19 protein-coding genes are annotated in these 21,250 nt (G+C 59.8%); 10 read left to right on the forward strand and 9 right to left on the reverse strand.

What is annotated here, in order from left to right; all coding sequences use genetic code 11:
- The first annotated feature begins 33 nt into the window (after nucleotides 1-33).
- Nucleotides 34-3,291 carry a GAF domain-containing sensor histidine kinase gene (locus ACVWZ1_RS05970; protein ID WP_457502842.1) on the forward strand — a complete coding sequence of 1,086 codons (3,258 nt, stop codon included), beginning with the start codon at nucleotides 34-36 and terminating at the stop codon, nucleotides 3,289-3,291.
- A 167-nt stretch (nucleotides 3,292-3,458) separates the two neighbouring features.
- Entirely contained in the window at nucleotides 3,459-4,541 is a 1,083-nt protein-coding gene (locus ACVWZ1_RS05975) for an isocitrate/isopropylmalate dehydrogenase family protein (protein ID WP_457441722.1), read from the forward strand.
- A gap of 56 nt (nucleotides 4,542-4,597) precedes the next feature.
- On the opposite strand, the gene ACVWZ1_RS05980 is transcribed toward ACVWZ1_RS05975, so the two are convergent.
- Complete coding sequence (locus ACVWZ1_RS05980; RefSeq protein ID WP_457466500.1) at nucleotides 4,598-5,524, reverse strand: D-isomer specific 2-hydroxyacid dehydrogenase family protein; 927 nt, start codon at nucleotides 5,522-5,524, stop codon at nucleotides 4,598-4,600.
- Nucleotides 5,525-5,860: 336 nt separating this feature from the next.
- Here ACVWZ1_RS05980 and ACVWZ1_RS05985 point away from each other — a divergent pair, with 336 nt between their 5' ends.
- From ACVWZ1_RS05985 to queA, 4 genes are all read left to right on the forward strand, one after another.
- On the forward strand, nucleotides 5,861-7,072 hold the full coding sequence (locus ACVWZ1_RS05985; RefSeq protein ID WP_457502843.1) for a phosphodiester glycosidase family protein: 1,212 nt from the start codon (nucleotides 5,861-5,863) through the stop codon (nucleotides 7,070-7,072).
- Nucleotides 7,073-8,137: 1,065 nt separating this feature from the next.
- Nucleotides 8,138-8,845 (forward strand): cob(I)yrinic acid a,c-diamide adenosyltransferase, encoded by a 708-nt coding sequence (locus ACVWZ1_RS05990; protein WP_457466498.1) that lies wholly within the window; start codon nucleotides 8,138-8,140, stop codon nucleotides 8,843-8,845.
- Nucleotides 8,846-8,968: 123 nt separating this feature from the next.
- Complete coding sequence (dcd, locus tag ACVWZ1_RS05995; RefSeq protein ID WP_011433274.1) at nucleotides 8,969-9,550, forward strand: dCTP deaminase; 582 nt, start codon at nucleotides 8,969-8,971, stop codon at nucleotides 9,548-9,550.
- Nucleotides 9,551-9,633: 83 nt separating this feature from the next.
- On the forward strand, nucleotides 9,634-10,797 hold the full coding sequence (gene queA, locus ACVWZ1_RS06000; protein WP_457502844.1) for a tRNA preQ1(34) S-adenosylmethionine ribosyltransferase-isomerase QueA: 1,164 nt from the start codon (nucleotides 9,634-9,636) through the stop codon (nucleotides 10,795-10,797).
- A 311-nt stretch (nucleotides 10,798-11,108) separates the two neighbouring features.
- On the opposite strand, the gene ACVWZ1_RS06005 is transcribed toward queA, so the two are convergent.
- The 4 genes from ACVWZ1_RS06005 to ACVWZ1_RS06020 all read right to left on the reverse strand — a co-directional run bounded on the left by ACVWZ1_RS06005 (nucleotide 11,109) and on the right by ACVWZ1_RS06020 (nucleotide 13,849).
- Nucleotides 11,109-11,918: an HAD family hydrolase gene (locus ACVWZ1_RS06005; RefSeq protein WP_457502845.1), complete on the reverse strand. Its 810-nt coding sequence runs from the start codon at nucleotides 11,916-11,918 to the stop codon at nucleotides 11,109-11,111.
- Between the two features lie 77 nt (nucleotides 11,919-11,995).
- A complete protein-coding gene (locus ACVWZ1_RS06010) occupies nucleotides 11,996-12,265 on the reverse strand; it encodes a hypothetical protein (RefSeq protein ID WP_414380955.1) in 270 nt (89 codons plus the stop codon).
- Nucleotides 12,266-12,277: 12 nt separating this feature from the next.
- Nucleotides 12,278-13,558, reverse strand: coding sequence for a beta-ketoacyl-ACP synthase II (fabF, locus tag ACVWZ1_RS06015; protein ID WP_457502846.1), 1,281 nt, complete (start codon nucleotides 13,556-13,558; stop codon nucleotides 12,278-12,280).
- 45 nt (nucleotides 13,559-13,603) lie between these two features.
- Entirely contained in the window at nucleotides 13,604-13,849 is a 246-nt protein-coding gene (locus ACVWZ1_RS06020) for an acyl carrier protein (protein ID WP_041436540.1), read from the reverse strand.
- 231 nt (nucleotides 13,850-14,080) lie between these two features.
- Here ACVWZ1_RS06020 and rpsF point away from each other — a divergent pair, with 231 nt between their 5' ends.
- The 4 genes from rpsF (at nucleotide 14,081) to ACVWZ1_RS06040 (ending at nucleotide 16,321) form a co-directional block, all read left to right on the forward strand.
- The gene (rpsF, locus tag ACVWZ1_RS06025; protein ID WP_011433268.1) at nucleotides 14,081-14,371 is read left to right on the forward strand and encodes a 30S ribosomal protein S6; all 291 of its coding nucleotides are present in this window, start codon (nucleotides 14,081-14,083) and stop codon (nucleotides 14,369-14,371) included.
- 73 nt (nucleotides 14,372-14,444) lie between these two features.
- Nucleotides 14,445-14,843 carry a single-stranded DNA-binding protein gene (locus ACVWZ1_RS06030; RefSeq protein WP_414373698.1) on the forward strand — a complete coding sequence of 133 codons (399 nt, stop codon included), beginning with the start codon at nucleotides 14,445-14,447 and terminating at the stop codon, nucleotides 14,841-14,843.
- A 27-nt stretch (nucleotides 14,844-14,870) separates the two neighbouring features.
- Entirely contained in the window at nucleotides 14,871-15,575 is a 705-nt protein-coding gene (locus ACVWZ1_RS06035) for a M14 family zinc carboxypeptidase (protein WP_457502847.1), read from the forward strand.
- A gap of 212 nt (nucleotides 15,576-15,787) precedes the next feature.
- Nucleotides 15,788-16,321, forward strand: a complete 534-nt coding sequence (locus tag ACVWZ1_RS06040; RefSeq protein ID WP_457502848.1) for a universal stress protein — start codon at nucleotides 15,788-15,790, stop codon at nucleotides 16,319-16,321.
- A gap of 4 nt (nucleotides 16,322-16,325) precedes the next feature.
- On the opposite strand, the gene ACVWZ1_RS06045 is transcribed toward ACVWZ1_RS06040, so the two are convergent.
- Genes ACVWZ1_RS06045 through ACVWZ1_RS06060 form a run of 4 tightly spaced genes read right to left on the reverse strand, consistent with a single transcriptional unit; the run spans nucleotide 16,326 to nucleotide 21,228 of the window.
- A complete protein-coding gene (locus ACVWZ1_RS06045) occupies nucleotides 16,326-17,810 on the reverse strand; it encodes a DUF4340 domain-containing protein (protein ID WP_457502849.1) in 1,485 nt (494 codons plus the stop codon).
- An 18-nt stretch (nucleotides 17,811-17,828) separates the two neighbouring features.
- Entirely contained in the window at nucleotides 17,829-19,388 is a 1,560-nt protein-coding gene (locus tag ACVWZ1_RS06050) for a GldG family protein (protein WP_457502850.1), read from the reverse strand.
- 47 nt (nucleotides 19,389-19,435) lie between these two features.
- Nucleotides 19,436-20,221 (reverse strand): ABC transporter permease, encoded by a 786-nt coding sequence (locus ACVWZ1_RS06055; RefSeq protein ID WP_414343288.1) that lies wholly within the window; start codon nucleotides 20,219-20,221, stop codon nucleotides 19,436-19,438.
- Nucleotides 20,218-21,228: an ABC transporter ATP-binding protein gene (locus tag ACVWZ1_RS06060; RefSeq protein ID WP_457387269.1), complete on the reverse strand. Its 1,011-nt coding sequence runs from the start codon at nucleotides 21,226-21,228 to the stop codon at nucleotides 20,218-20,220. The genes ACVWZ1_RS06055 and ACVWZ1_RS06060 overlap by 4 nt, the downstream gene beginning before the upstream one ends.
- Nucleotides 21,229-21,250: the final 22 nt, after the last annotated feature.

Consider the following 21,250-nt stretch of genomic DNA (forward strand, 5'->3'; position numbering starts at 1 on the left):
AGTGCTCCGCACCGCTGCCGCAATCGGGATCCCATGCTGTCACGCCAGCTACAGGCTGCAAACCAAATTGTCCAAGAACTGGTGCTGCTCTCTTCTCAGTTATCTTCCCCATCCTCTTCGGACTCTGTAGAGATGGGGGAGCTGGAGCAGTGTGTGCTCAAGCTGGCCCAGACCTTGGTACAGCAGATGGTAAATCGCCTGGGCGCGGCCTCAGCTCGCCTTTGGATTTTCGACCCGCAGGAAGGATGTTTTCAGTCGGTGGCCCATGCCGGCCTGCTCAGCCCTGCTCACGACCAAATTCAGCGGATCTATCCTGACGACAGCCCTTTAGGACGGGTGGCCCAGGAGGGGCTGCCGCTTTTGAGCAACAATCCCGCCCAAGAAGCCTGGATGCCCGCCCCGGAGTGGGTGAAGGCCAATGGCTTGCGGGGCTTTGTTGCCTACCCGATTAACCGAGGGGAGGAGCGGCTGGGGGCTTTGGCTCTGTTGAGCCGGACACCTCTGGAAGCCAGCTTTCTGGAAGTGGTGAAGTTCCTCTGTTCCTATATCGCCAGCGCCATCATCAATGCCAAGCTGCTGGAGCGCAGCCGACGGCAGGCGGTGCGGGAGGTGCTGCTCAACCGCATCACCAGCACTGTTCACCGCTTTTTGCAGTGGGATCAAATCGTCAGCACTGCCCTGAAGGAGCTGCAGCAGGCCTTTCTCTCGAAAGGGGTGAAGGGGCTGAGCCGCTGCTGTTTTTACAGTCTCAGCCCGGATCAGCAGACGGTTCGGGTCAGCCATGAGGCCCTGAGCCCTGGGCTAACCCCCTCCCTAGGAGAGGTGTACCGGATCCAGGACTTTGGCTCGCTGTGCGAGCGCCTGCGGACGGGGCAGGTGGTGCAAATAGCCTTGCCTCTGCTGCCGGATCGAGATCTCCTGACCCCAGAGGGGTTGGCCGCTCTCCAGGCGCTGCAGGCTTGCTCGGCGGTGCTGATCCCGGTGCAGTCGGTGGGCTCGGCAGGAGTAGGGCTTTCGGAGGTTGGCGGGAAGGATGGGGGACGGCCCGGTTTGGCTGCAGAGCCAGGGGAGATGATTGGGTTGTTGGGAGTGTACGTCACCACACCCCACCTTTGGCAGCCGGAGGAGATCGAGCTGTTGCGCTCGGTGGCCTCTCAACTGGCCATTGCCCTCACCCGTTCCAGCCTGTTCGAGCATGCCCATCAGCAGACGGAACGGCTGGCTCTGTTGCACTCGATCACGGCGGCGATTCGCTCCAGCCTGGAGCCCACCACCCTCTTCCATGCGATCACCCAGCAGATCGGGGCGGCTTTTCAGGCAGATGTGTGTATCTTGGCCCTCTGGCAGCCGGAGCAGGAGCTGCTACACCCTGTTGGCCTTTATGCGCCGCAGCTTTCCCCCACCGTTCGCGTGGGCGGGACGGAGTCGTTGCTGGACACTCTGTTGCCGACAAGGGGGCCGTTGGTGGGATCCCCAGATTGCCCCTGGGTTGAGCCTGGGATCCCGCCGGACTTGCCGGAGACGATTCGAGCCAAGTTGCGCTTGGGGGCCAGTTTGCTCGCCACCTTGAGGGGGCCTGTGGTGGTGCCGGAGCCGCAGACGGCTCAGTCCTGGGCCGATCTAAAGCCTCAGAGCCAGGGGAGTGGGCTGTTGTTGGTGCCCCTATTTGCTTCTGAGCATCCGGACAGGCCCCAAGAACTGTTGGGGGGCATTGCCCTAATCCGCTACCCTGGCAGCGATTCCCTGACCCCTCGTCCTTGGCAGCCGGAGGATCTGGAGTTGGCAGAAGCCGTGGCCGAGCAGGCGGGGATCGCCCTCAAGCAAGCGCGGCTTTACGAGCAAACCCGTAGCTCTGCCCAGCGGGAAAGCCTTTTGCGCCAGATTGCCCAGCGCCTCAGCGGCACCTACAATCCCCAGGAGGTGGTGCAGATTGCCCTCGAGGGCATGGCAGAGGCTTTGCAGGTTGAGCGGTGCAGTTTTGTGGCGCCCTGCAGTGGCCATGAGCCGTTCGCAGCCTCGTCGCGACAGCCTTGCGGTTCCCCTTCCCCTGCCGTAGGCAGAGCAACAGCCCCACCAGAGGCGGGACGGAGTCCTTTGGCTCAGCAACCCTTGGCCGGCGCTCCTGCAGAACTTCTGGCCATCATCCAAGAGTATTGCCGTCAGCCGGGGATCCCTTCCCAAAGGGGACAGACGCTGCCCCCTGAGCTAAGCCAGCTCCTCTGGGTCAATTGCTACAGCCACCTGAACACGCTGCTGATTCCAGATGTCAACACCTTCCCATTGTCTGCCCACGCCCGCCGCCATCTGCTGCAAAAGGGCATCCGCTCCCTGTTGGGTGTGCCGATAGTCACCGATGCTCGCCAGGTGGCCGGGGTGCTTTGCGCCTTCATGCCGCCGTTTGAGCCGGCAGTTCGGGGAAGCAAAACCGCCGATATCGCCTCAGAAGCCGCCGGATTTTCCCCCAGAGATACGGACTTGGTGAACGCGCTGGCGGACATTGCGGCAGTAGCCTTGCAGCGGGCCTCTTTCTACGAGCAGGTTCGCCGTCAGGAGGCGACGGCAGCAGCTTTGCGGGGCCTAACCGAGGGGCGAGAGGCGGAAAGTCGTCGGTTGGCCGCCGATTTGCACGACCAAACCTTGGCAGATCTGGGAGCTTTGTCTCGCCAGATCCAAGAGCTATCCGGCGATCCGACCATTGGCCCAGCCGGACAGGCTCAGTTGCGGGCCATGAGCGCCCAACTGCGAGAGACCATGGCCGAATTGCGCGGGATCGTGGAAGATTTGCAGCCGACGGCCATGCGGGCCTTTAACCTTGGCCCGGCTCTGCGCAGTCTCCTGGAACGGGCCGCCCAACGTTCCCCCCATCCTCTCCTCACCCGTTTCGACAACCAAGCCGATGGCCTGCTCTCCCGTCTCAGCCCCACCTGCCAGAGCAACATTTTCCGCATCGTGCAGGAGGCTCTGAACAACATCGTCAAACACGCAGGGGCACGGCGCATCGATCTCATCATTCAGCCCAAGGCGCAACAGGACGCGGGTTCCTCTACCAACCCTCAGGCTCCCTACACCCACTTGGAGCTGAAGATCATCGACGATGGCTGCGGTATGCCGGCGTCCAAGAGTGGGGTGGATCCCGCCCAGCCGTCTGGCCATGGACACGGGTTGCTCAACATGCGCTACCGAGCCGAGTTGATCGGGGCAAGCATTGCTTGGCGTAATCGCCGCTTTGGCAGTGGCACAGTTGTAGAGCTGCGAGTCCCTCTGCCGCCGAGTCCCCGATCTTGCGGCTAGCCCCCCCTTTTCTGAGGTAGCAGACGCAGCATTTTCAGTCTCAACCTGTTCTATAGTCGTTTAAGCTCAAGGGTTCCCGGTTCTCTAACCTGTCTGGTGGAGGGATCCTCTCACGCTGGCAAGGCGGAGTTTTTGCGCTGTCGTTAACACTGCGAGGAGAAGCATCTGTGGCCTATCGTGTGACTTTGATCCCTGGGGATGGCATTGGCCCGGAAGTGGCCAAGGCGATGACCACGGTCTTGGAGGCTACTGGGGTTCGGTTCGAATGGATCCCGGTAGAAGCAGGAGTGGAGGTGATCGAGAAATACGGCACCCCCTTGCCACCCCAGGTGTTGGAGTCCATTCGGGAAACCAAAGTGGCGATCAAAGGGCCGATTGGCACTCCCGTAGGTACTGGCTTTCGTTCGGTCAACGTGGCCATTCGCAAGGAGCTGGATCTTTTCGCCAACCTGCGCCCGGCCAAATCTATGCTCGGTGTCAAAAGCCCTTTTCAAGACATCGACCTAGTGGTGGTGCGGGAAAATACCGAAGATCTCTATGCCGGGATCGAGTTTGAACGGGGCACGCCGGAAGCCATCCAGGCGCGGGAGGAAATGATGCGCCTTTCCGGCAAACCCATCCGCGAGGGATCCGCCATCGGCATCAAGCCCATTTCGGACTTCGGCAGCCGCCGCATTGTCAAATTTGCCTTTGAGTACGCCCGCCAGAATGGCCGCAAGAAGGTGACGGCAGTGCACAAAGCCAACATCATGAAATTCACCGATGGCTTGTTTCTGCAGGTGGCGCGGGAGGTGGCCCAGGAGTACCCCGACATCGAGTTTGAAGATCGCATCGTGGACAACATGTGCATGCAACTGATGCAAAAGCCGCAGCTCTACGATGTGCTGGTGCTCACCAACCTCTATGGGGACATCATTTCCGACTTGTGCGCGGGGATGATCGGCGGGCTGGGGGTGGCGCCGGGGGCCAACATCGGCGACGGCATTGCGGTTTTTGAGGCCATTCACGGCTCTGCTCCCAAATATGCCGGCCAAAACAAAGTCAACCCCTGCGCTCTGATCCTCTCCGGGGCGATGATGCTGCGCTACCTGGGAGAGCGGGAGGCTGCCGCAAGGGTGGAGGCGGCGGTGCAGGCGGTGATCGCCGAGGGCAAGCAGGTCACCTATGACCTGGCCACAGGGGATCCCGTCGGCACTCAGGAGATGGCAGAGGCCATTGCTGCCCGCGTGCAGGAGATGGCTCCGCAGTAGGGTTTGGCGTCAAATGTTCTGATCCCAGGTTCCTCAAAAGGGAGGGACTGGGGGCCTCAGTACCCCAAAGCCAGATCCACCACCCCCAGCAAGGGATCCCCGGCCCGGAAGCGCCGCACATTTTCTCGCACCCGCTTAGAGAGGGCTGGGACAATCATGGCATCGGTAAGAGCAGTGTGGGGGGTAATCAGGCAGTTGGGCAAGCTCCAGAGGGGATGCCCATCCGGTAGGGGCTCGGGATCCGTGACATCCAAGGCGGCCCCGCGAATGACCCCCTGCTGCAGGGCGGCCACCAAGTCGGAGGTCACGATGTGCTTGCCTCGCGCCACATTCACCAGCCAGCACTGGGATCCCATCTGCTCCAACTCAGCTTGGGCGATGATCCCCTCGGTTTCCGGCGTGAGGGCCAAAGCCAGGATCACCACATCTGCCCCTGCCAACACCGTTTGCCGTTCCGCGAGTGTCACCACCCGCGTGGCCCCCGGCAAGGGATCCGCCTTGCGACGCACCACGTCGATGGAGCACTGAAAAGGCTGCAACAGCTTGATCAACTCTTGGGCGATGCCCCCGGCTCCAAAAATGACCACGCGGCTGCCCCAGAGGCTGGTACCGGAGCCTTCCTGCCACGTTTGGGCCAAGGCGCGGATCTTCAAGTCGCGCAAGCCGGCCAAGGTCAAGGCCAAGGCATGTTCTGCCACCGGTTGAGCATAGACTCCCTTGCCACAAGTCCACACATAAGCGGGATCCAAGACTCCCGCCCGGACAAAAGGCTCTACCCCCGCCCAGGGCAACTGCACCCAGCGGATCCCTTTCCCTTCCGCCAGACAGCACTTCAGGCCGGGCACATCAAAGGCATCGGCCCAGACCAAGGCTTCTGCTTCTGCCAGGGGCACAATTTCGCCACCCCCTGCCAAAGCAGCCTCTTTGAGCCAGGGGCGAAGATGGCCGGGTTCGACGGCAATGCGTTTGCCTTGGATGCCCATAGGAACCGTTGGATAAGGCTTTCCCCTTGCCAGGATACTGTCGGCAGAGCGAGAGATGGCATGCACGGGCAGCCGCAAAAACCGGTGATCGAGTGTTAAGGGATCCCAAAGGGATCCTGGGCCACTTCCATAGGATCGCTAGGGTGAAAATTAGGGCTGCTGTGTTGGCTCAATCCTTAAGTAGGTAGCATTCCCCAATGACCCTATCCGAACTGCTGATCTTGGTGACGCTGCTCTTTCCCGGGATCCTGCTGTCGCTCATTGTGATGGGAACCTTTGCCGCAGGGGGATAATCATCTCCCAATGACAATGGTGAAGCCCTAAAGACGTGAAGACATGTCCAAAACCAAGCTGAGCGCCTGGGTCATGGGCTGGGGGTTAGCCTGCACTGCTGCTCTCTTTTTGCCCAGCGTGGCTGCTCAAGCTCAGGTGACCCTCGGTGTGCAGCCGGTGCGGGTGGTGCAAGGGATCCCTTTGTACCAGAAGGAGGTTTGGGTTGGAGACAATCGGATCCCCGTTTCTATCGTGGTCATTTCTCTCGCAGCGGGCCAACTGCGGCCTATCTGGGCTGCACCTGCGGGGCTGGTGGGTCTGGGGGAGCTGTCTTCCTTTGGCCCCGAACAGGGAGCAGTAGCCGCCATTAACGGTGGGTTTTTCAACCGCAACACCCGTCAGCCGCTGGGGGCAATTCGTCGGGATGGCCGTTGGATCTCCAGCCCCATTTTGGGTCGTGGGGTCATCGCCTGGTCGGATGGGACGGCAGGGCAAGAAGGGGGATCCGTGCGCTCTGCCCGTTTGCGGATGCAAGCAGAGCTGCGCAATGCCATTGGGGATCAAATCCCAGTGGTGGGCATCAATACAGGCTATATCCTGCCCGGCATCTCCCAGTTCACCCCCGACTGGGGATCCACCTACACCACCCAAACGGACGACGAAATGCTCGTGATGGTGCGGGAGGATCGGGTGCAAGAGATTCTGATGGCTGGCCTGGCCGGCAGTTTAACGGTACAGATTCCCAGTGAGGGGTATGTATTGGCAGGGCGGGGGCTAGAAGGTGCCCTAGAAGCCCGCAAGCTGGTTCCTGGGGATCGCCTCAGCCTTCATCTGCGCTTGGATCCGCCCGAGCTGGAAGCTTATCCCCACATCCTAGGGGCAGGGCCGCTCTTGCTCTTGGATGGACAGGTGGTTTTGGATGCCCGATTGGAGGGATTTCAGCCTCTCTTTCGCCGGCAGCGAGCCGCCCGCAGTGCCATCGGCCAACTGGACAGCGGACATTTGCTGCTGGTGACCGCCGGCAATGCCCAGGAAAACCAAGGGCTCACCCTGCTGGAGATGGCACAGTTGATGCAGCAATTGGGCTGTCGCCATGCCTTGAACTTGGATGGGGGCAATGCTTCCACCTTGGTGCTGGGGGGAGAAGCCGTCAATTTGGAACACCGACACCCAGAAGCCAGCCCACCCAACAGTGAGACGGATCCCAGTCCCTCCCGGCGGCGCACACCCCGAGTTCACAATGGCCTAGGGTTTTTCCCAAGTCCAAGTCGGTAGCAGAGAACAAAGGCAGCCTTTCGTACTGGCAGGAAGTGTCTTTTTGATCCAGGGATCGAGGGTGGGATCCCTGGACTTCCCGGCTGCTTGGATGAGGGATCAGGTATTCTCCAGGATTGGATCTACCTTGCTAGGAGAAGACTTCTCAAGAAGGAAAGGACTCGGCTCTGGATCCCGGCAATCTCGGCACCCAAAGCTCCGGAGCTTGTGCAGGTCAATCTTAAATGGGATCCAAACTGAACGCCCAATGCTCATTTCTCATAACAGAAATAGAGATTAAATTAAGTAGAAAACATTGGCCTTGAGACCGGTAAGAAAAATGATCAAAGAGGCGATCTCTTGAAGAAGAAGACCCCAGAGTATAAAAGGCACGCAATTCTTTACGCTTCTGCTAAATCAGATGCTGGTTTTCAAAAAAGTATTGTCAATAATCCATTTTTTGACGAAGATGATTGACGAATTTATATTTCTTCACTCTCGAGGTTAGAAATTAACTCCTTGGACTTTTGGTTACAATTCTCTCTACTACGAATGTTCGCTAATGTGTAGGCCTACCCGGCTCCCGACCAAATGTATAGTTATTTTAAAAATGACTATCTCTCCTGGTGGACAAGGCTTTTGGGGTAGGTTGACCCTTGCTCCTCTCTCGTGGGTGGGCTGCTGGTACTGGCATTCCTGTTTGTGAGAGTTAATCTTATTTGGAAGAAATTGATCTTTTTCTCAAATTTTTATAGAGCACCTCTATACTCAAGTGAGATAGCCCCACACACAAGCTTCTGGGCTAGGCCTGAAATTTTATTGAGATCCCCTGTCAAAGCTTTTCAGGTATTGCCTCTTGTGCCAAAAGGCTAGGATGGGCAAGGATTGTATTTTCTATTACTCTATTGGGGATGATTTGTATGCCAGCTAGAAGCAGAACCGACTCATTGACGGATACGCACAGGTGGTGTTTCATGGAATCCATAGCCGACGCTCTCCACCACTTGTAGGCCCTATAACCTAGGGCCGTGTCCACTAGCCTGCTCGTGAGATTAGAACGTGGTTTGCACTGCCTCCCCAAATCCTATGCCCTCCCCCAAGGATGCCTTTCCTGTGGCCCGCGTCAAACAGCCTACTGCTCAAGCCAGCTCTGCTGCCGGCGACCGCTTCCTTCAGCGGGATGGAGCCCTCTCCGCCCAGTTGGTTCCCCAGGGATCCCTGCAGCTTTACACCCACCCCAGCCGAGGCATGTTTACGCCTGTCATGGCCCAGGCGCTGCGCTTGGCCGGCCAGGGAACGCGGGTGCTGATCGTGCAATTTCTCAAGGGTGGGATCAACCAGGGGCCCGCAAATCGTCTCTCCTTGGGCAGATCCTTAGAGTGGGTTCGCTGTCGCCTGCACCGGTGCATCGATACACCTCACCTAGAGCCTGAGGAGCGGGTGGCATTGGATGAGCTGTGGCAATTCACCCAGGAGGCCGTCAGGAGTGGCCGCTACGACTTGGTGGTGTTGGATGAGCTGAGCTTGGCTGTGAAGTTGGGCCTGATCTCAGAAGCTGAAGTGCTGAGCTTAATCGACCAGCGCCCCATCTCCATGGACATGGTGATCACCGGGCCGGAGATGCCGGATTCGTTTCTGGAGCGGGCGGACTTGATCACGCAGTTGCGCCTACGTGGAACCCCAGGCCCAGGGCTGCGCACTGCCGATGCGAATGTTGCCTGCTCTCTGGATCCCCCTCAAGTCAGCGGCACAGGTGCTATGCCTACAGCAGCCCATGTTGCTCCGCACCGCTAGCGCAAACAGTTTCCGCTCCGAAGGACCTAGGCAACACGGGTCGCGTCAGGGGGGCGGAGTCCCAATAAGACTGGAGCTTGTCCACCAGATGTGCCCTCACTCTCCAGGAAGCCGGCTGTAGCCATGTTGAAAAACGACCGCTGGATCTGTGAGCAAGCGCGGCGAGGGATGATTGAGCCCTTCTGTCCTGAGCTGGTGCGCGCTGTTGAGTCTCGGCCTGTTTTGAGTTACGGGCTGTCCTCCTATGGCTACGACATCCGCCTGTCGCCGGTGGAGTTCAAGATCTTTCGCCATGTGCCCGGCACGGTGGTGGATCCCAAGCGGTTTAACCCCAAGAATCTGGAAGCGGTGGAGCTGCACCACGACGAGATGGGGGATTACTTTATCATCCCGGCCCATTCCTATGGGTTGGGGGTGTCCTTGGAACGGCTGCAAGTCCCGGATAACATTACCGTGATCTGCATTGGCAAATCTTCCTATGCCAGGGTGGGTCTGATTGCCAACCTGACGCCGGCTGAAGCGGGATGGCGGGGCTATCTCACTCTGGAGTTTTCCAACGCCTCCAGCGCCGACTGCCGTGTGTACGCTAACGAAGGGGTGGTACAGCTTCTGTTTCTGGAAGGGGATCCCTGCCAAGTGACCTACGCCGACCGCGCCGGCAAGTATCAGGATCAGCCGCAGCAGGTGGTGGTGGCCAAGGTTTAGCTGCTTCCCTCAAAAGGGAGAGGGTTGGCGGGATCCGGTTGGCTATGCTGGATCCACGTAGAACCCCATCTTGATTCATCTCCATGCCTGACTCTTTTTCGCCTGCTGCCGCTCCCCCCGGTGAGGCTGAGCCTTTGGGCGATAGGGAGCCCAATCCGGATCTGCTCACAGCTTCCTACGACTACACCCTCCCTCCAGATCGGATTGCGCAAACGCCGGTGGAGCCCAGGGATCAGGCGCGGATGCTGGTGGTGTACCCGGATAGGCACGAGCATCGCCGCTTCTGCCATCTGCCTGACTACCTGCAGGAAGGGGATCTGCTGGTTCTCAACGATACCAAGGTGATCCCGGCCCGCCTGTTCGGGGCTAAGGAACCCTCTGGGGCGCGGGTCGAAGTGTTGCTGCTGGAGCCTTGCCTGGAAGGGATCCCTGCCGCCGCCCAACCTCTGCCGGATCAGGCGTGGAACTGGCGGGTTTTGGTCAGGCCGGGCAAACGGGTGAAGGTGGGGGATCGGATTGGTTTTTGGAGCAAGCAGGGATCCCCCTCTGGGCTGAGAGCCACTGTCCTGGATTTGGATCCGGAGACCGGTGGGCGAGTGGTGCAGTTTGAGTGGGAGGGGGCACAGCCTTTTGAGGAAATCCTAGAGCAGGTGGGCCGGATCCCGCTGCCTCCCTACATCAAGGCTTCCGGACAGGTTCGCCCTCAAGACTACCAAACCCTCTGGGCGAAACACCCCGGCTCGGTGGCTGCTCCCACGGCAGGGCTGCATTTTACCCAGGAGCTGCTGGAGCGGCTGGCCCAAAAAGGGATCCAAACCGCCTACATCACCCTGAACATCGGCCTGGGTACCTTCCGACCGGTGGAGGCGGAGCAGGTGACCGAACATCGTCTCCACAGCGAGTGGCTCAAGGTGCCGGCAACAACGGTAGCAGCCATCCAAAAAGCCCAAGCCCGAGGGGGGCGGGTGATCGCGGTGGGAACGACTGTGGTGCGCTCTTTGGAAACCGCGGCAGCCTCTGGCACCTTGCAGCCTTGGCAGGGGAAAAGCGATCTATTCATCTACCCCGGCTACTCCTGGCGGGTGATTCAAGGACTGGTCACCAATTTTCATCTGCCCCGCTCCAGCCTGATGATGCTGGTGGCTGCGCTGATCGGGCGGCAAAGGCTGCTGGATCTCTACCGAGAGGCCGTCGACCAGGGGTATCGCTTCTATTCCTTTGGGGATGGCATGCTGATCCTGCCCTAGGGCTGGGGCTGACCTGATACATTTACGCTGAACACTGCTGAACATCACTGTTCAACTATGCAGCGATAGCATTCTGTTTGTTTCCATTCGCGTTAGCGGGACGGAGTCCAAACAGAATGGCGGTATCCCGCAAAGCTTTGAGTAGAATACCCAAAGCGCAGTTTCCGTGTCGTCTTACTACCAATTTTCTGCTTTGCTTTGGCTACCATGTTGGCAGACTCGAAAGTAAACAGAAAGATCAACTGGTAGTAATCCGTACTGAACATATTATACATTATTTTCAGTATAGTTGAGCTTATTATTGACTAGAGTCATGCTCCCTGGGATCCCTTGAAGGAACCGGCCTCCGCTTCTGCTTCAACTGGGGTCGAAGGACGGTTTTGCCCGCCGGCAAACCAGTTCCGGATGCGATCCCATTCCACCTGGTGGTAGCCGTCCACCGCCCAATTGGCCCGCCGCTGCAGCATGTGCAGAGGAAAGAAGGTAGCCAGCGCCAGGACTGGGATCCCTGCCGAACGGGCTGCCTGAATGCCGGGGTAGGTGGCCTCAATGCTCAAGCACTCCTGGGCAGGCAATTCCATCCGCTGCAAAAGCAGGCGGTGCAAGTGTCCTGGGGAAAGCATTGGGCCTGCATCATCCCCCGTCACTCGGTAGGATCCCCCATCGGTCAACCGCGTCAGGGCCGGGCAGCATGGCTGGAAGCGCTCTAGAAAAGCGGCCACCTCGGCTGCCGATTGGCCGCACAGCAGGCCGACCTTCAGTTGCAGCCGCTCCAGCGTCTCCAAAGTTTCCGCCAAACCGGGAATGAGAGGCAATTCCCTCTGCCCCTGCAAAGCCTGTCGGTAGTATAGGGCCTTGCGTTTCAGCAGCTCTTCCAGTTGTTTGGGGCTGAGCACCCGCCCTTGATCCCCCCACAGAGCCGGCAGGCGCTCTCGATCCGGTCGGCCCAGGTATTGCAGCCGATAGAGCTCCCGCTGCCCAGGGGATCCAGACTTGGGCCAGCACAGGTTCCAGGGGCGCAGGTTCTCTTCCACCAGCAGTTGGTTGATGGCCTGTAGGTGCAGGCTCTCGTCATCGGCCACCACCCCACTCCAGCTCAAGATCACCCCTTGCAGCCCCATATGGGCGACATCACCCTCTGCTAACGACCGCAACCCAACTGCCGGATCCCTGCTTCAGATCACAGCAGATGGCTTGTCTATCCATTTTGAACGCGACGCTCGAACTCTTCGCGGGTGGCGTCCACCAATTGCACCGCCTCTGGATAGAGTTCAGGATGGTTTTGCTTCAGCCAACTGAGCACCCGCGCCAGTTGGGCTGCACACAGATCCAAGTCCGCTTGAAAAATAACCGCCGCTGCCATGTGCTGGGCATATTCGGGCGGGTGGCCTTGCTGCGCCAGCTCCGCCGTCAAAGCGGCCAAGGCTTGTTGACGAACTGAGGGCGACGAACTTTCGGGAGAAGACATAGGCCAAGCCTTTCAATCGGGAGAGTAGCGGCGCAAAGCCAGCGTGACGTTGTGCCCACCAAATCCAAAGGCATTGACCAAAGCGGCCTCGACAGCCATCTGCCGCCCCTTGTGGGGTACAAAATCCAGCCCTTCGCACTCGGGATCAGGGTTGTCCAAGTTGAGGGTAGGAGGAACCCAGCCGTGGTGGATGGCCAAAGCTGTGGCCACCGTGGCAATGCCGCCCGCTCCCCCCAACAGGTGGCCGGTCATGGACTTGGTGGCGCTGATGGCCAAACGGGGGGCATGTTCGCCGAAGACCGACTTGATGGCCTGTACCTCGGCAATATCCCCTACAGGGGTGCTGGTGGCATGGGCGTTGATGTGTTGCACGTCCCCAGGTTGAAGCCCGGCATCTTTGAGGGCCAGCCGCATCGCCCGAGCTGCTCCCTCACCACCAGGGGCAGGGTTGGTCATGTGGTGGGCATCGCAGGTGAGGCCATAGCCAACCATCTCGGCATAAATTTTTGCCCCACGGGCGCGGGCATGCTCCAAGGCTTCCAGCAGCAGGATCCCGGCTCCTTCCCCCATGACAAAGCCGTCCCGATCCCGATCAAAGGGCCTACAGGCTTGCTCCGGGGTGTCGTTGCGGGTGGAAAGGGCCTTCATGGCACTGAACCCCGCCATGGACAAAGGGGTGACCGCCGCTTCCGTGCCACCGGTGATCGCCGCTTGCACCTCTCCCCTCTGGATGAGCCGAAAGGCATCGCCAATGGCGTTGGAGCCAGAGGCACAGGCCGTAACTGTGCAGGAATTGGGGCCTTTGGCGCCAAAATGAATGGCCAGGTGACCCGCAGCCATATTGGCAATCATCATGGGCACCATGAAGGGGCTACAGCGATCCGGCCCTTTCTGCAGATAGATGGTCTGCTGCTCTTCCAAGACGCGGATGCCGCCGATGCCGGTGCCCAAGATCACCCCCACTTGCTCGGCGTTGAGAGCGGTGATGTGAAAGTCGGCGTCCTCCAAGGCTTGCCGGGTGGCCGCCATCGCCAGGTGCACAAAGCGGTCGGTGCGCTTGACATCCTTGCGATCCAAATAGTCGAGGGGATCAAATCCCTTCACCTCTCCGGCAATACGGCAGTCGTGGCGGGAGGCATCGAAATGGGTAATCGGCCCAATGCCGGAGCGCCCTGCCAGCAAGCTCTGCCAAAACTCGGCAGGAGAGTTGCCGATAGGAGTGACCGCACCCAGGCCCGTAATCACAACGCGGCGGGTTGGTCTGTAAGCAGTGGCGGGATCTGTGGTAGCCATCGTCCGGTGTTAGCCCGGGGGTATAGAGTCAGAACTGGGGGCAGACTAGGCAGCTTTCTTCGAGAGGATGTAGTTAACAGCGTCTTGCACGGTGGCGATCCCCTCTGCATCTTCATCGGGGATCTCCAGATCGAATTCCTCTTCAAAAGCCATGACCAGCTCCACCGTATCGAGGCTATCGGCCCCCAGGTCGTTCTGGAAATTGGCTTCCGGGGTCACTTTGTCGTCTTCCACGCCCAGTTGATCGGACACGATCTTGCGAACACGGCTATAAACTTCGTCTGCGCTCATGCTTGGAATCCCAACTCTCGATTCAGCGTGTCTTGGCCGGGCCAACCGGCGGCCAATGAAGCAATCCCTATTGTATCGGACAACGGATCCCCTCTTGTGAGCAGCCTCACCTGCATTTGCCGCTGCGGCCAGAGTATGGGAATTGGGCGGCAGCCTTTTCGGTTGTGGGAAAGAAAAGCTAGTATAGTCCACTGCGTCTCTACCACTGGATTCTAAGGAGAACTTGCTTCCATGCCCCGCGCTTACGAAACGATGCTGATTGTGCGTCCTGATCTGTCAGATGAACCCCTCGAACAACTGCTCAGCAGTCAGGAGGCAATCCTGCGAGAGAACGGAGTAACCCACGTGGAGATTACCAATAGGGGCAAGCGCCGCTTTGCCGGGTTTGAGATGAAAAAGTTCAAGGAGGGTCTGTACATCCAGTTCAACTACGAAGCCGAACCCAATGCGGTGGCTGCCTGGGAGAAAAACCTGCGCATCAACGAGAGTGTGCTGCGCCACATGACTCTCCGCGTCGGCTAGGTTTGACGGGATCCCCGCCTGCGGGCATGATGGAAGTGCGCTGAGCTGCCCCTTATCCCTGGATGGCTCTGTTATGAACTCGATTGTGTTGATGGGCGAGGTTCTGTCTGAGCCGGAGCTGCGCTACACCCCCGATAACTTGGCTGTTACATCCTTGGTGATCGGCTTTCCCAGCCTGCGCCCGGATGAGCCGCCCTATCGCGTGCGCGTTTCCTCTTTTGGAGAACTGGCCAAAAGGGTGGTGGACACCTGCCATGTGGGCGACCAGATCACGGTGGAGGGCCAACTGCACATGAATGTGGTGGAGCGAGATGGGCGCAAGGAAAAGCTGGCCGAGATCACCGCGCGCCGTGTCCATCAACTGGGATCCGCTCGCGTTCTCTCCCTGACGGGGATGGGCGAACCGGCGATTGTGGAATCCTCTGAGGGGGATGTGGTTTCCCCACCGGAGCCGGACGATCTCCCGTTCTAACGGTTGCGAGACTTGCCGGGATCCCCCATGTCTCAGGAACTTGCTGCGGGTGAACCTTTGGGATCCCTGCGGGTCATCGGCTACTCGGTGCAGGGGCGTCCCATTCACCTTTGGCAGCTCACCCAAGGGATCCGCTCCTTGCTGCTGCTCGGCGGGGTACACGGGGATGAGGTGGAGGGCTATGCCCTGATCGAGCGCTATGTGGCTTCTGGGAAATGGGGATCCCTGGCCGGGAAAGCGACCCTATGGGCGATCCCACGCCTGAACCCGGATGGCTGTGCCCTGGGGCAACGGCTCAATGCCAACGGCGTCGATCTCAACCGCAATCTGCCCACCCAAGATTGGATCCCGGCCTCCTTGGAAGCTCGCTATCCGCCCGGAGCAGCCCCAGGCTCCGAGCCCGAGACGCAAGTGTTGTTGACGAGTTTGGCCCGGATTCAGCCCCAGTTTATCCTTTCTGCCCACTCCTGCCAGGCGCACCCCTGCGTGAACTACAACGGCCCTGCCCTTGAGCTGGCCCAGGTGATGGCTGCTCGCAACGGCTTGCCCGTCGCCGCCGACATTGGCTATCCCACCCCCGGTTCTCTGGGCACTTGGGCGGGGCAGGAACGGCACATCCCAACCCTAACGCTGGAAATCCTGCGGGGCACTCCCCTCGATCAAGTCTGGCAAGAGCAGGCCGAGGCGCTGCAGGCGGTGTTGGAGTGGGCAGCCCAAGGCGATGCCTTCTGACCGGTGTCAAGATCTCTGAACTTTCGTTGCCAATCTGGTGGTTCATTCAAGATGTTCGGGGGTTTTCTCGCCCAAATCTTCTACAACACAGATAGGTACGAATGAGGGCAAAGAAGAAAGGAGCTTTGAGTCGAAGGAAGATGGGTCGAATGAGTCAAAGTTAAGCTGCTTCTGTCTTGTGTCCCTCTGTTAGCCATCTGGAGGAAGCCGATATGTTCAGCAGGATTTTGGTGGCATTGGATCGGTCGGAGCTAAGCCAAGGAGTGTTTCAAAAGGCCGTCCAAGTGGCCAAGGCCATGCAGGCCAGCATGATGATTCTCCATGTTCTGTCTCAGGAAGAGCCGGGTGCCCCAGAGCCGCCGATGATCCTGGGGGTGGACTATAGCTCCGCCATCAGCGCCGAGCTGTGGCAGTCCTATCGGGAGCAATGCGCCATCTTCGAGCAAAACCAGATCGACTACCTGCGCTCGCTGGTGGGGAAAGCGGCTGAGCACGGGATCCGTGCTGAGTACAGCCTCAACTACGGCAACCCCGGTCGAGTCATCTGCGATCTGGCCCGCTCTTGGGAGGCGGACTTGGTGGTGGTGGGCCGCCGCGGCCACTCCGGCCTGAGCGAGCTGTTTCTGGGCAGCGTCAGCAACTACGTGCTGCACCGCGCCCCCTGCTCGGTGTTGACGATACAAGGGGAAGCCCTGAAAAAAGAAGCCCAAACTGCGGAAGAGAAGACAGCTACCCCTGCTGGCTAAGGCTCTAGGGACTCGGGGGCGAGGGGGTGGAAGGCGGTTGCGTGAGTGGGGCAGAGTCCTTGCTCTCCGGCTGGCCCTCCAAGAGGCGATTCACTTCGGTTTCCAGGCTGTTGAAGGTGCTCAGCTCGATCACGGCAATGTCCGGCTGGCGGCTGCTTTGCACGTAGGCCTGCAAGCCAGAGGCGGCCAAGGTCAGGGCCAAGGGATCCTGCTCGGCGTCGGGTTTGGGCTCAAAGGTCAGCCGTAGGTCGGGCTCAGACAACACCCTTTGGGCTTCCGCGTCGGCCTGTTCCACAAACTCCTTGGCGCGGGCAGCATTTAGGCTGGAGAACAGAGAGCCGAGATCCACAGGCTGGCCCGGTCGCTCCGGGTTTTCCCAGCGCAGCTCCAAGGATCCCTTCTCTGAAGGCCGAGGGGTGAGGGTGACCTTTTCCCCTTGGGATTCTAAGGTGACTTGGCCCACTTGGTTGGCGTTGAGGCGGGCAATGCGGTGATCCCGCAGCTCTTCCAAGTCGGAGCGGAGAATATCGGCGGTGGAGGTGAGCAAGGTGGCTACTGCCGGGTGCTCAGAGGTGATGACGTACACCTGGCCATCTTTCTCCGATCCCAAAGCGACCTTCAGGGTTTTGCCCTCCTCCAGCTCTACCGTCAGCCGGGCGGAAGGCTGCTCCAGGCCATAGGGGGCGAGCTCGTCTTTGGTCTCGGCGGGGAACTCCACGGCCTGCAGGCGGGCCAGAGTATTGAGCAAGCGGTTGACGTTGATCTCATCGGCAGGCAGCTCTCTGGGCTCGACAATCTGCCAAGTAAAGTGCTCCGCACCGCTGGCGCGAACGTCTTGTCGCTGCAGGCGAACAACTTCCGGCTCCGCCTCTGCCAACTGCACTTGCAGGGCTTTCACCTCGGCTGTATCAAACTGAAGCAAAGTCTTGTCCCGCAAAGCCAGTAGGGAGGGCAACAGGGATCCCTTCTGGGCACTGCTTAGAAGCACCACCTGTCCCCCTTCGGGCTGGGCGTAGAAGCCAGAGCCGTCGAAGTTGTCGTTGCCGATGGCCAGGCGGTAGGGATCCCCTTCTTTGGGGAAAAGGGCGATTTGGTGTCGCGGCTGATCCAGGCCAAAAGCGGCCAGGTCAGTGACCCCCTCCAGAGTGATTTGGGGGGTGAGGCGGGAGAAGGTGTTGAGCAACTGCTCAATGGGGAAGTCCAGCGCCGCTGACTGAATGGGACTGACAATCCGCCAGCGGGATCCCTCTTCTTCCGGAGTGCGCTCCAAAAGGATTTCCAAGTGCTCCGCACCGCTGCCGCGAACGGGTTCCCCCTCTTTCTGTTGGCGGATTTCAATGCGGGCAATGGTATCGGTGGCAAAGTGGAACAGCCGCGCTCGCTCCGCCTGTTGCTCCTGGCGCAGTTGCTGGATGTTGTCCAAGAGGAAGTAGCCCAGCAGACAGGCCACCGCCAAACCTAAAAGAATCCAGGTGGTTCGCTTGAACATGCCTGCTTTCCTCCAGCTCTACCGTCTTTGCCACCACAGGGCAGCTCCGGATCCCAGGGCCGCCAAGGGCAAAAGCACCGTCGATCCCAGCACCAGCCAGCGGAAGGTTTGACCGGTCAGGGTGAGGCGGCGATCCGTGATGGATTTGGGGCGGATGGAGATCTGCTCCGTTTGCTCAGTCAGCCAGTTGAGGGTGTTCAAGAAGAGATCCCGGTTGCCCTGCTGCCGCAAGTTGCCGTTGAGGGCGAAGTTGACATTGCCGATCACCACCAGGCGGGCCTCCTGCGGGGATCCTGTGTCGGCCTGGTCGGCGTCCAAACGGCGGGTTAAAGCAACACCCAAGGTGAGGGGGCCGGGCTTGTCCTGATCCGGATCGAATTGCAAGGGGCCACGTTCCAGCTCAGGACTGGTCTCCCCCCAACTTTGCGGGCCGGTGCGCAGCAAGGGCGTGGCTTGGATCCCTTCCCGAGCTTGGGTTTCTACCGAACGAGCTAAGGGAAAGAGGGTCATCAGCCGCTGGGCGGCCAAGGGGGCGGTAATGGGGTGATCCCCGTAGTCAGTAACCAAAGCTACGGCTGGCCCTGTCCCCAGAAGCTGGCTGATGCTGCTCGCCTCCAGGATGATGTCATCCCCCAAGACCACGCCCCACTCTTCCAGCAAGGGATCCAGGCCGGCATCCACCCGTGGCCCAATCAACAACAGCAGCCGTCCTCCCTCGGCCAGGTAATCCTGCAGTTTCTCCACCTCGCCGGGGAACAAAGCCCGCTGTGGCCCCGCCAGCACCAGGACATTCGCATCCTCTGGGATCTCCGCTTGCACCAAGTTGAGGGGCTCTACCCGATAGCCTTCCTGGCCCAGGGCTGCCGCCGCCTGAGCCAGAGTTGGGGCGCCTTCCCTCGCTTGCAGCCCCACTTCCCCATGCCCTTGCACGAAATAGGCCACTAACTCCCCTCGGTTGACCACTTTGGACAAGACAGGGGTCAGTCTGCTCTCCAGGTCAGGAGCAGGGGGCTGGGGCAGTTGTTGTCGGCTTTCTCCGGCCTCCACCACCAGGGTGTTGTTTTGCGTCACCTGCAGCCGTTGAATGGTCAAGGGATCCCGATTGGGATCCACAAACTCAAACTGAAAGCGGTTGGGGTTAAGGCGGCGATAGCGCTCCAGTTGTTCCCGCAGATTGGGATCCGGCGCAGTGGTGACCACCCAAACTTTGACCGGTTGCACCAATCCCTGCACCAATTGCCGGGTTTGGGGCGACAGGGTAAACAGGCCCTCCTCGGTGAGATCCAGCCGCAGGTCGTAGCGCACCGCCACCACATTCACCAGCACTAGAATGACGGCCATCGCCGCCACCGCCACCAGGATGTTGGCGTTGGTCTGGGTGGAACGCAAACCGAGGAAGACCCCCACCTCCTGCCGGTGGGTGATGCCCCAAGCCACCAGCAGGGCCAAACCTGTTTCCAGCATGCTCAGGGGCACAGCCGTCCAACCGGTAAAGGCGGATCCCACCACCAGGCCAATGGCGATGACGCCAATGCCCAGGATCCCTGTCCAGTCCAATAGCGCGCGCCAGTCCTTCATAATGCTCCGCACCGCTGCCGCAAACACCACACTCCTCCCATCTGACCTCAGCTCTGTTGCCAGCGCAGGCTTTCCACCGATTGCACCGTGGCAAACAGCCCCAGGACGATGATGCTCAAGAAAAGAATGAGGCTGCTGCTGCTGAGGATCCCTTGCACCCAGTTGCTGTATTGCTGCAGCAAAGACACATGCCGCAGCGTCGCGGCAATCCAGTTCTCCTCCTGGCCGGCTGCCGCGTCGATCACCCAGAGCAACAAAATCAAGCCAAAGGTGGCCACTGCTGCGATGAGGGTGCTGTCTGTCAGAGAAGAGATAAACAACCCCAAGGCCATAACGCTACCCGCCAGCAGGGTTAGGCCCACATAACCCATCAGGGTCAGGCGGTAGTCCACTGCCGGGTTGGCGCTGCTCAGCACCAGCACATGGTAGACCAGCGGCGGCAGCAGCAGCGTGATGAAAAACACCCAGACCGCCAACCATTTGCCTAGGGCCACCTCCAAGTTGGTGATGGGAGAAGTAGCCAGCAGCTCCATCGTGCCTCGCCGCCGCTCCTCGGCATAGGAGCTCATGGTGAAGATGGGCAATAGAAATAAGGAGAGGGTGCCCAAGAGGTTGAGAAACTGCTGTGACAGGATGGTGGCGGCGTCAAAAGGGTTCTCCTGGCCGAACTGGGCGAAAAGATCCACCTGCTGAGAAAAGCTGATCACCCGCACCAGAATATTAAAGAAGAAAAACCCCGCCAGTCCCCAAAACACCGCGGCCACCACATAGGCAATGGGGGAGGTGAAGTAGCCGCGCAGCTCTTTGCGAAAAATGGCAACCACTCCGTTCATGCCGCTTCCTCCAATGCGCCCTCAGATCCCTCTTGCGTAGTGAGCTGCAGGAAAATCTCTTCCAAAGAAGCCTGCGGGCGGCCTATCTCGTAGAGGTCGATCCCCGCCTGCACCAGCGCTTTGGCTGCCTCCGGGATCCAGCCGTCCGCGGCAGCGTTGCTCTTGAGCTGCACCTGCCAGCGGGAGGGATCCGCCGCCAAGGGCTGTAGGCTCACCACCTCCACTTGGGGCAAAGGCTGCAGGGCCGTCCGGATGGCCATTGCCTCGGTTGCCCCCACCACCAGCTTTGCCTGCTGCCGATCCTGGAGCTGGGCTGTCAGCTCAGCGGGGGTGCCAATGGCCGCCACCTGGCCGCGGTTGATGATCACCACTCGGTCGCAGGTCATGCTCACCTCGGGCAGGATGTGGGTGGAGAGGATGATGGTGTGCTCCCCCGCCAGGCTCTTGATGAGCTTGCGCACCTCGATAATCTGCTTGGGATCCAGCCCAATGGTGGGCTCATCCAGGATGATCACCGGCGGGTCGTGAACCAGAGCTTGGGCGATGCCCACCCGCTGCTTAAACCCCTTGGAGAGCTTGCGGATGAGGGTGTGGCGCTTTTCTTCCAGGCTGCACCGCCGGATCGCCTCGTCCACCCGCCTGGGCCGATCGCCAGCGCTGACCCGCTTGATCTGGGCCACAAAGTGCAGATACGCCTCCACCGTCATGTCGGGGTAGAGGGGTGGGTTTTCCGGCAGATAGCCAATGCGCTGCCGCACCGCCATCGAGTTTTCGTGAACATCAAACCCGGCCACCCGCGCCGTCCCCTCGCTGGCAGGCAGATACCCCGCCAAAATGCGCATGGAAGTGGTCTTGCCAGCTCCGTTCGGCCCCAAAAACCCCATGATCTCGCCGGCGTTCACCTGGAAGGAAACATCGCGGATGGCAGTGAAGCTGCCGTAGGTTTTGCTCAGATGCTCAACTTCGATGGCACCCGCGGTTGCACGAGCAGTGGGTAAACCTGTCATCAGCAACTCCTAACCTAGAGGG

The sequence above is a fragment of the Thermostichus sp. MS-CIW-25 genome (genome assembly GCF_054060015.1).

Excerpts from the sequence above, each read along its gene's own strand:
- ACVWZ1_RS05980 (WP_457466500.1), bottom strand. The coding sequence starts at position 5,524 with ATGGGCATCCAAGGCAAACGCATTGCCGTCGAACCCGGCCATCTTCGC.
- queA (WP_457502844.1), top strand. The coding sequence starts at position 9,634 with ATGCCTGACTCTTTTTCGCCTGCTGCCGCTCCCCCCGGTGAGGCTGAG.
- ACVWZ1_RS06045 (WP_457502849.1), bottom strand. The coding sequence starts at position 17,810 with ATGTTCAAGCGAACCACCTGGATTCTTTTAGGTTTGGCGGTGGCCTGT.
- ACVWZ1_RS06030 (WP_414373698.1), top strand. The coding sequence starts at position 14,445 with ATGAACTCGATTGTGTTGATGGGCGAGGTTCTGTCTGAGCCGGAGCTG.
- ACVWZ1_RS06010 (WP_414380955.1), bottom strand. The coding sequence starts at position 12,265 with ATGTCTTCTCCCGAAAGTTCGTCGCCCTCAGTTCGTCAACAAGCCTTG.
- rpsF (WP_011433268.1), top strand. The coding sequence starts at position 14,081 with ATGCCCCGCGCTTACGAAACGATGCTGATTGTGCGTCCTGATCTGTCA.
- ACVWZ1_RS06060 (WP_457387269.1), bottom strand. The coding sequence starts at position 21,228 with ATGACAGGTTTACCCACTGCTCGTGCAACCGCGGGTGCCATCGAAGTT.
- ACVWZ1_RS05990 (WP_457466498.1), top strand. The coding sequence starts at position 8,138 with ATGCCCTCCCCCAAGGATGCCTTTCCTGTGGCCCGCGTCAAACAGCCT.
- ACVWZ1_RS06035 (WP_457502847.1), top strand. The coding sequence starts at position 14,871 with ATGTCTCAGGAACTTGCTGCGGGTGAACCTTTGGGATCCCTGCGGGTC.
- ACVWZ1_RS06040 (WP_457502848.1), top strand. The coding sequence starts at position 15,788 with ATGTTCAGCAGGATTTTGGTGGCATTGGATCGGTCGGAGCTAAGCCAA.
- ACVWZ1_RS05970 (WP_457502842.1), top strand. The coding sequence starts at position 34 with ATGCTGTCACGCCAGCTACAGGCTGCAAACCAAATTGTCCAAGAACTG.
- fabF (WP_457502846.1), bottom strand. The coding sequence starts at position 13,558 with ATGGCTACCACAGATCCCGCCACTGCTTACAGACCAACCCGCCGCGTT.
- dcd (WP_011433274.1), top strand. The coding sequence starts at position 8,969 with ATGTTGAAAAACGACCGCTGGATCTGTGAGCAAGCGCGGCGAGGGATG.
- ACVWZ1_RS06050 (WP_457502850.1), bottom strand. The coding sequence starts at position 19,388 with ATGAAGGACTGGCGCGCGCTATTGGACTGGACAGGGATCCTGGGCATT.
- ACVWZ1_RS06005 (WP_457502845.1), bottom strand. The coding sequence starts at position 11,918 with ATGGGGCTGCAAGGGGTGATCTTGAGCTGGAGTGGGGTGGTGGCCGAT.
- ACVWZ1_RS06020 (WP_041436540.1), bottom strand. The coding sequence starts at position 13,849 with ATGAGCGCAGACGAAGTTTATAGCCGTGTTCGCAAGATCGTGTCCGAT.
- ACVWZ1_RS05985 (WP_457502843.1), top strand. The coding sequence starts at position 5,861 with ATGTCCAAAACCAAGCTGAGCGCCTGGGTCATGGGCTGGGGGTTAGCC.
- ACVWZ1_RS06055 (WP_414343288.1), bottom strand. The coding sequence starts at position 20,221 with ATGAACGGAGTGGTTGCCATTTTTCGCAAAGAGCTGCGCGGCTACTTC.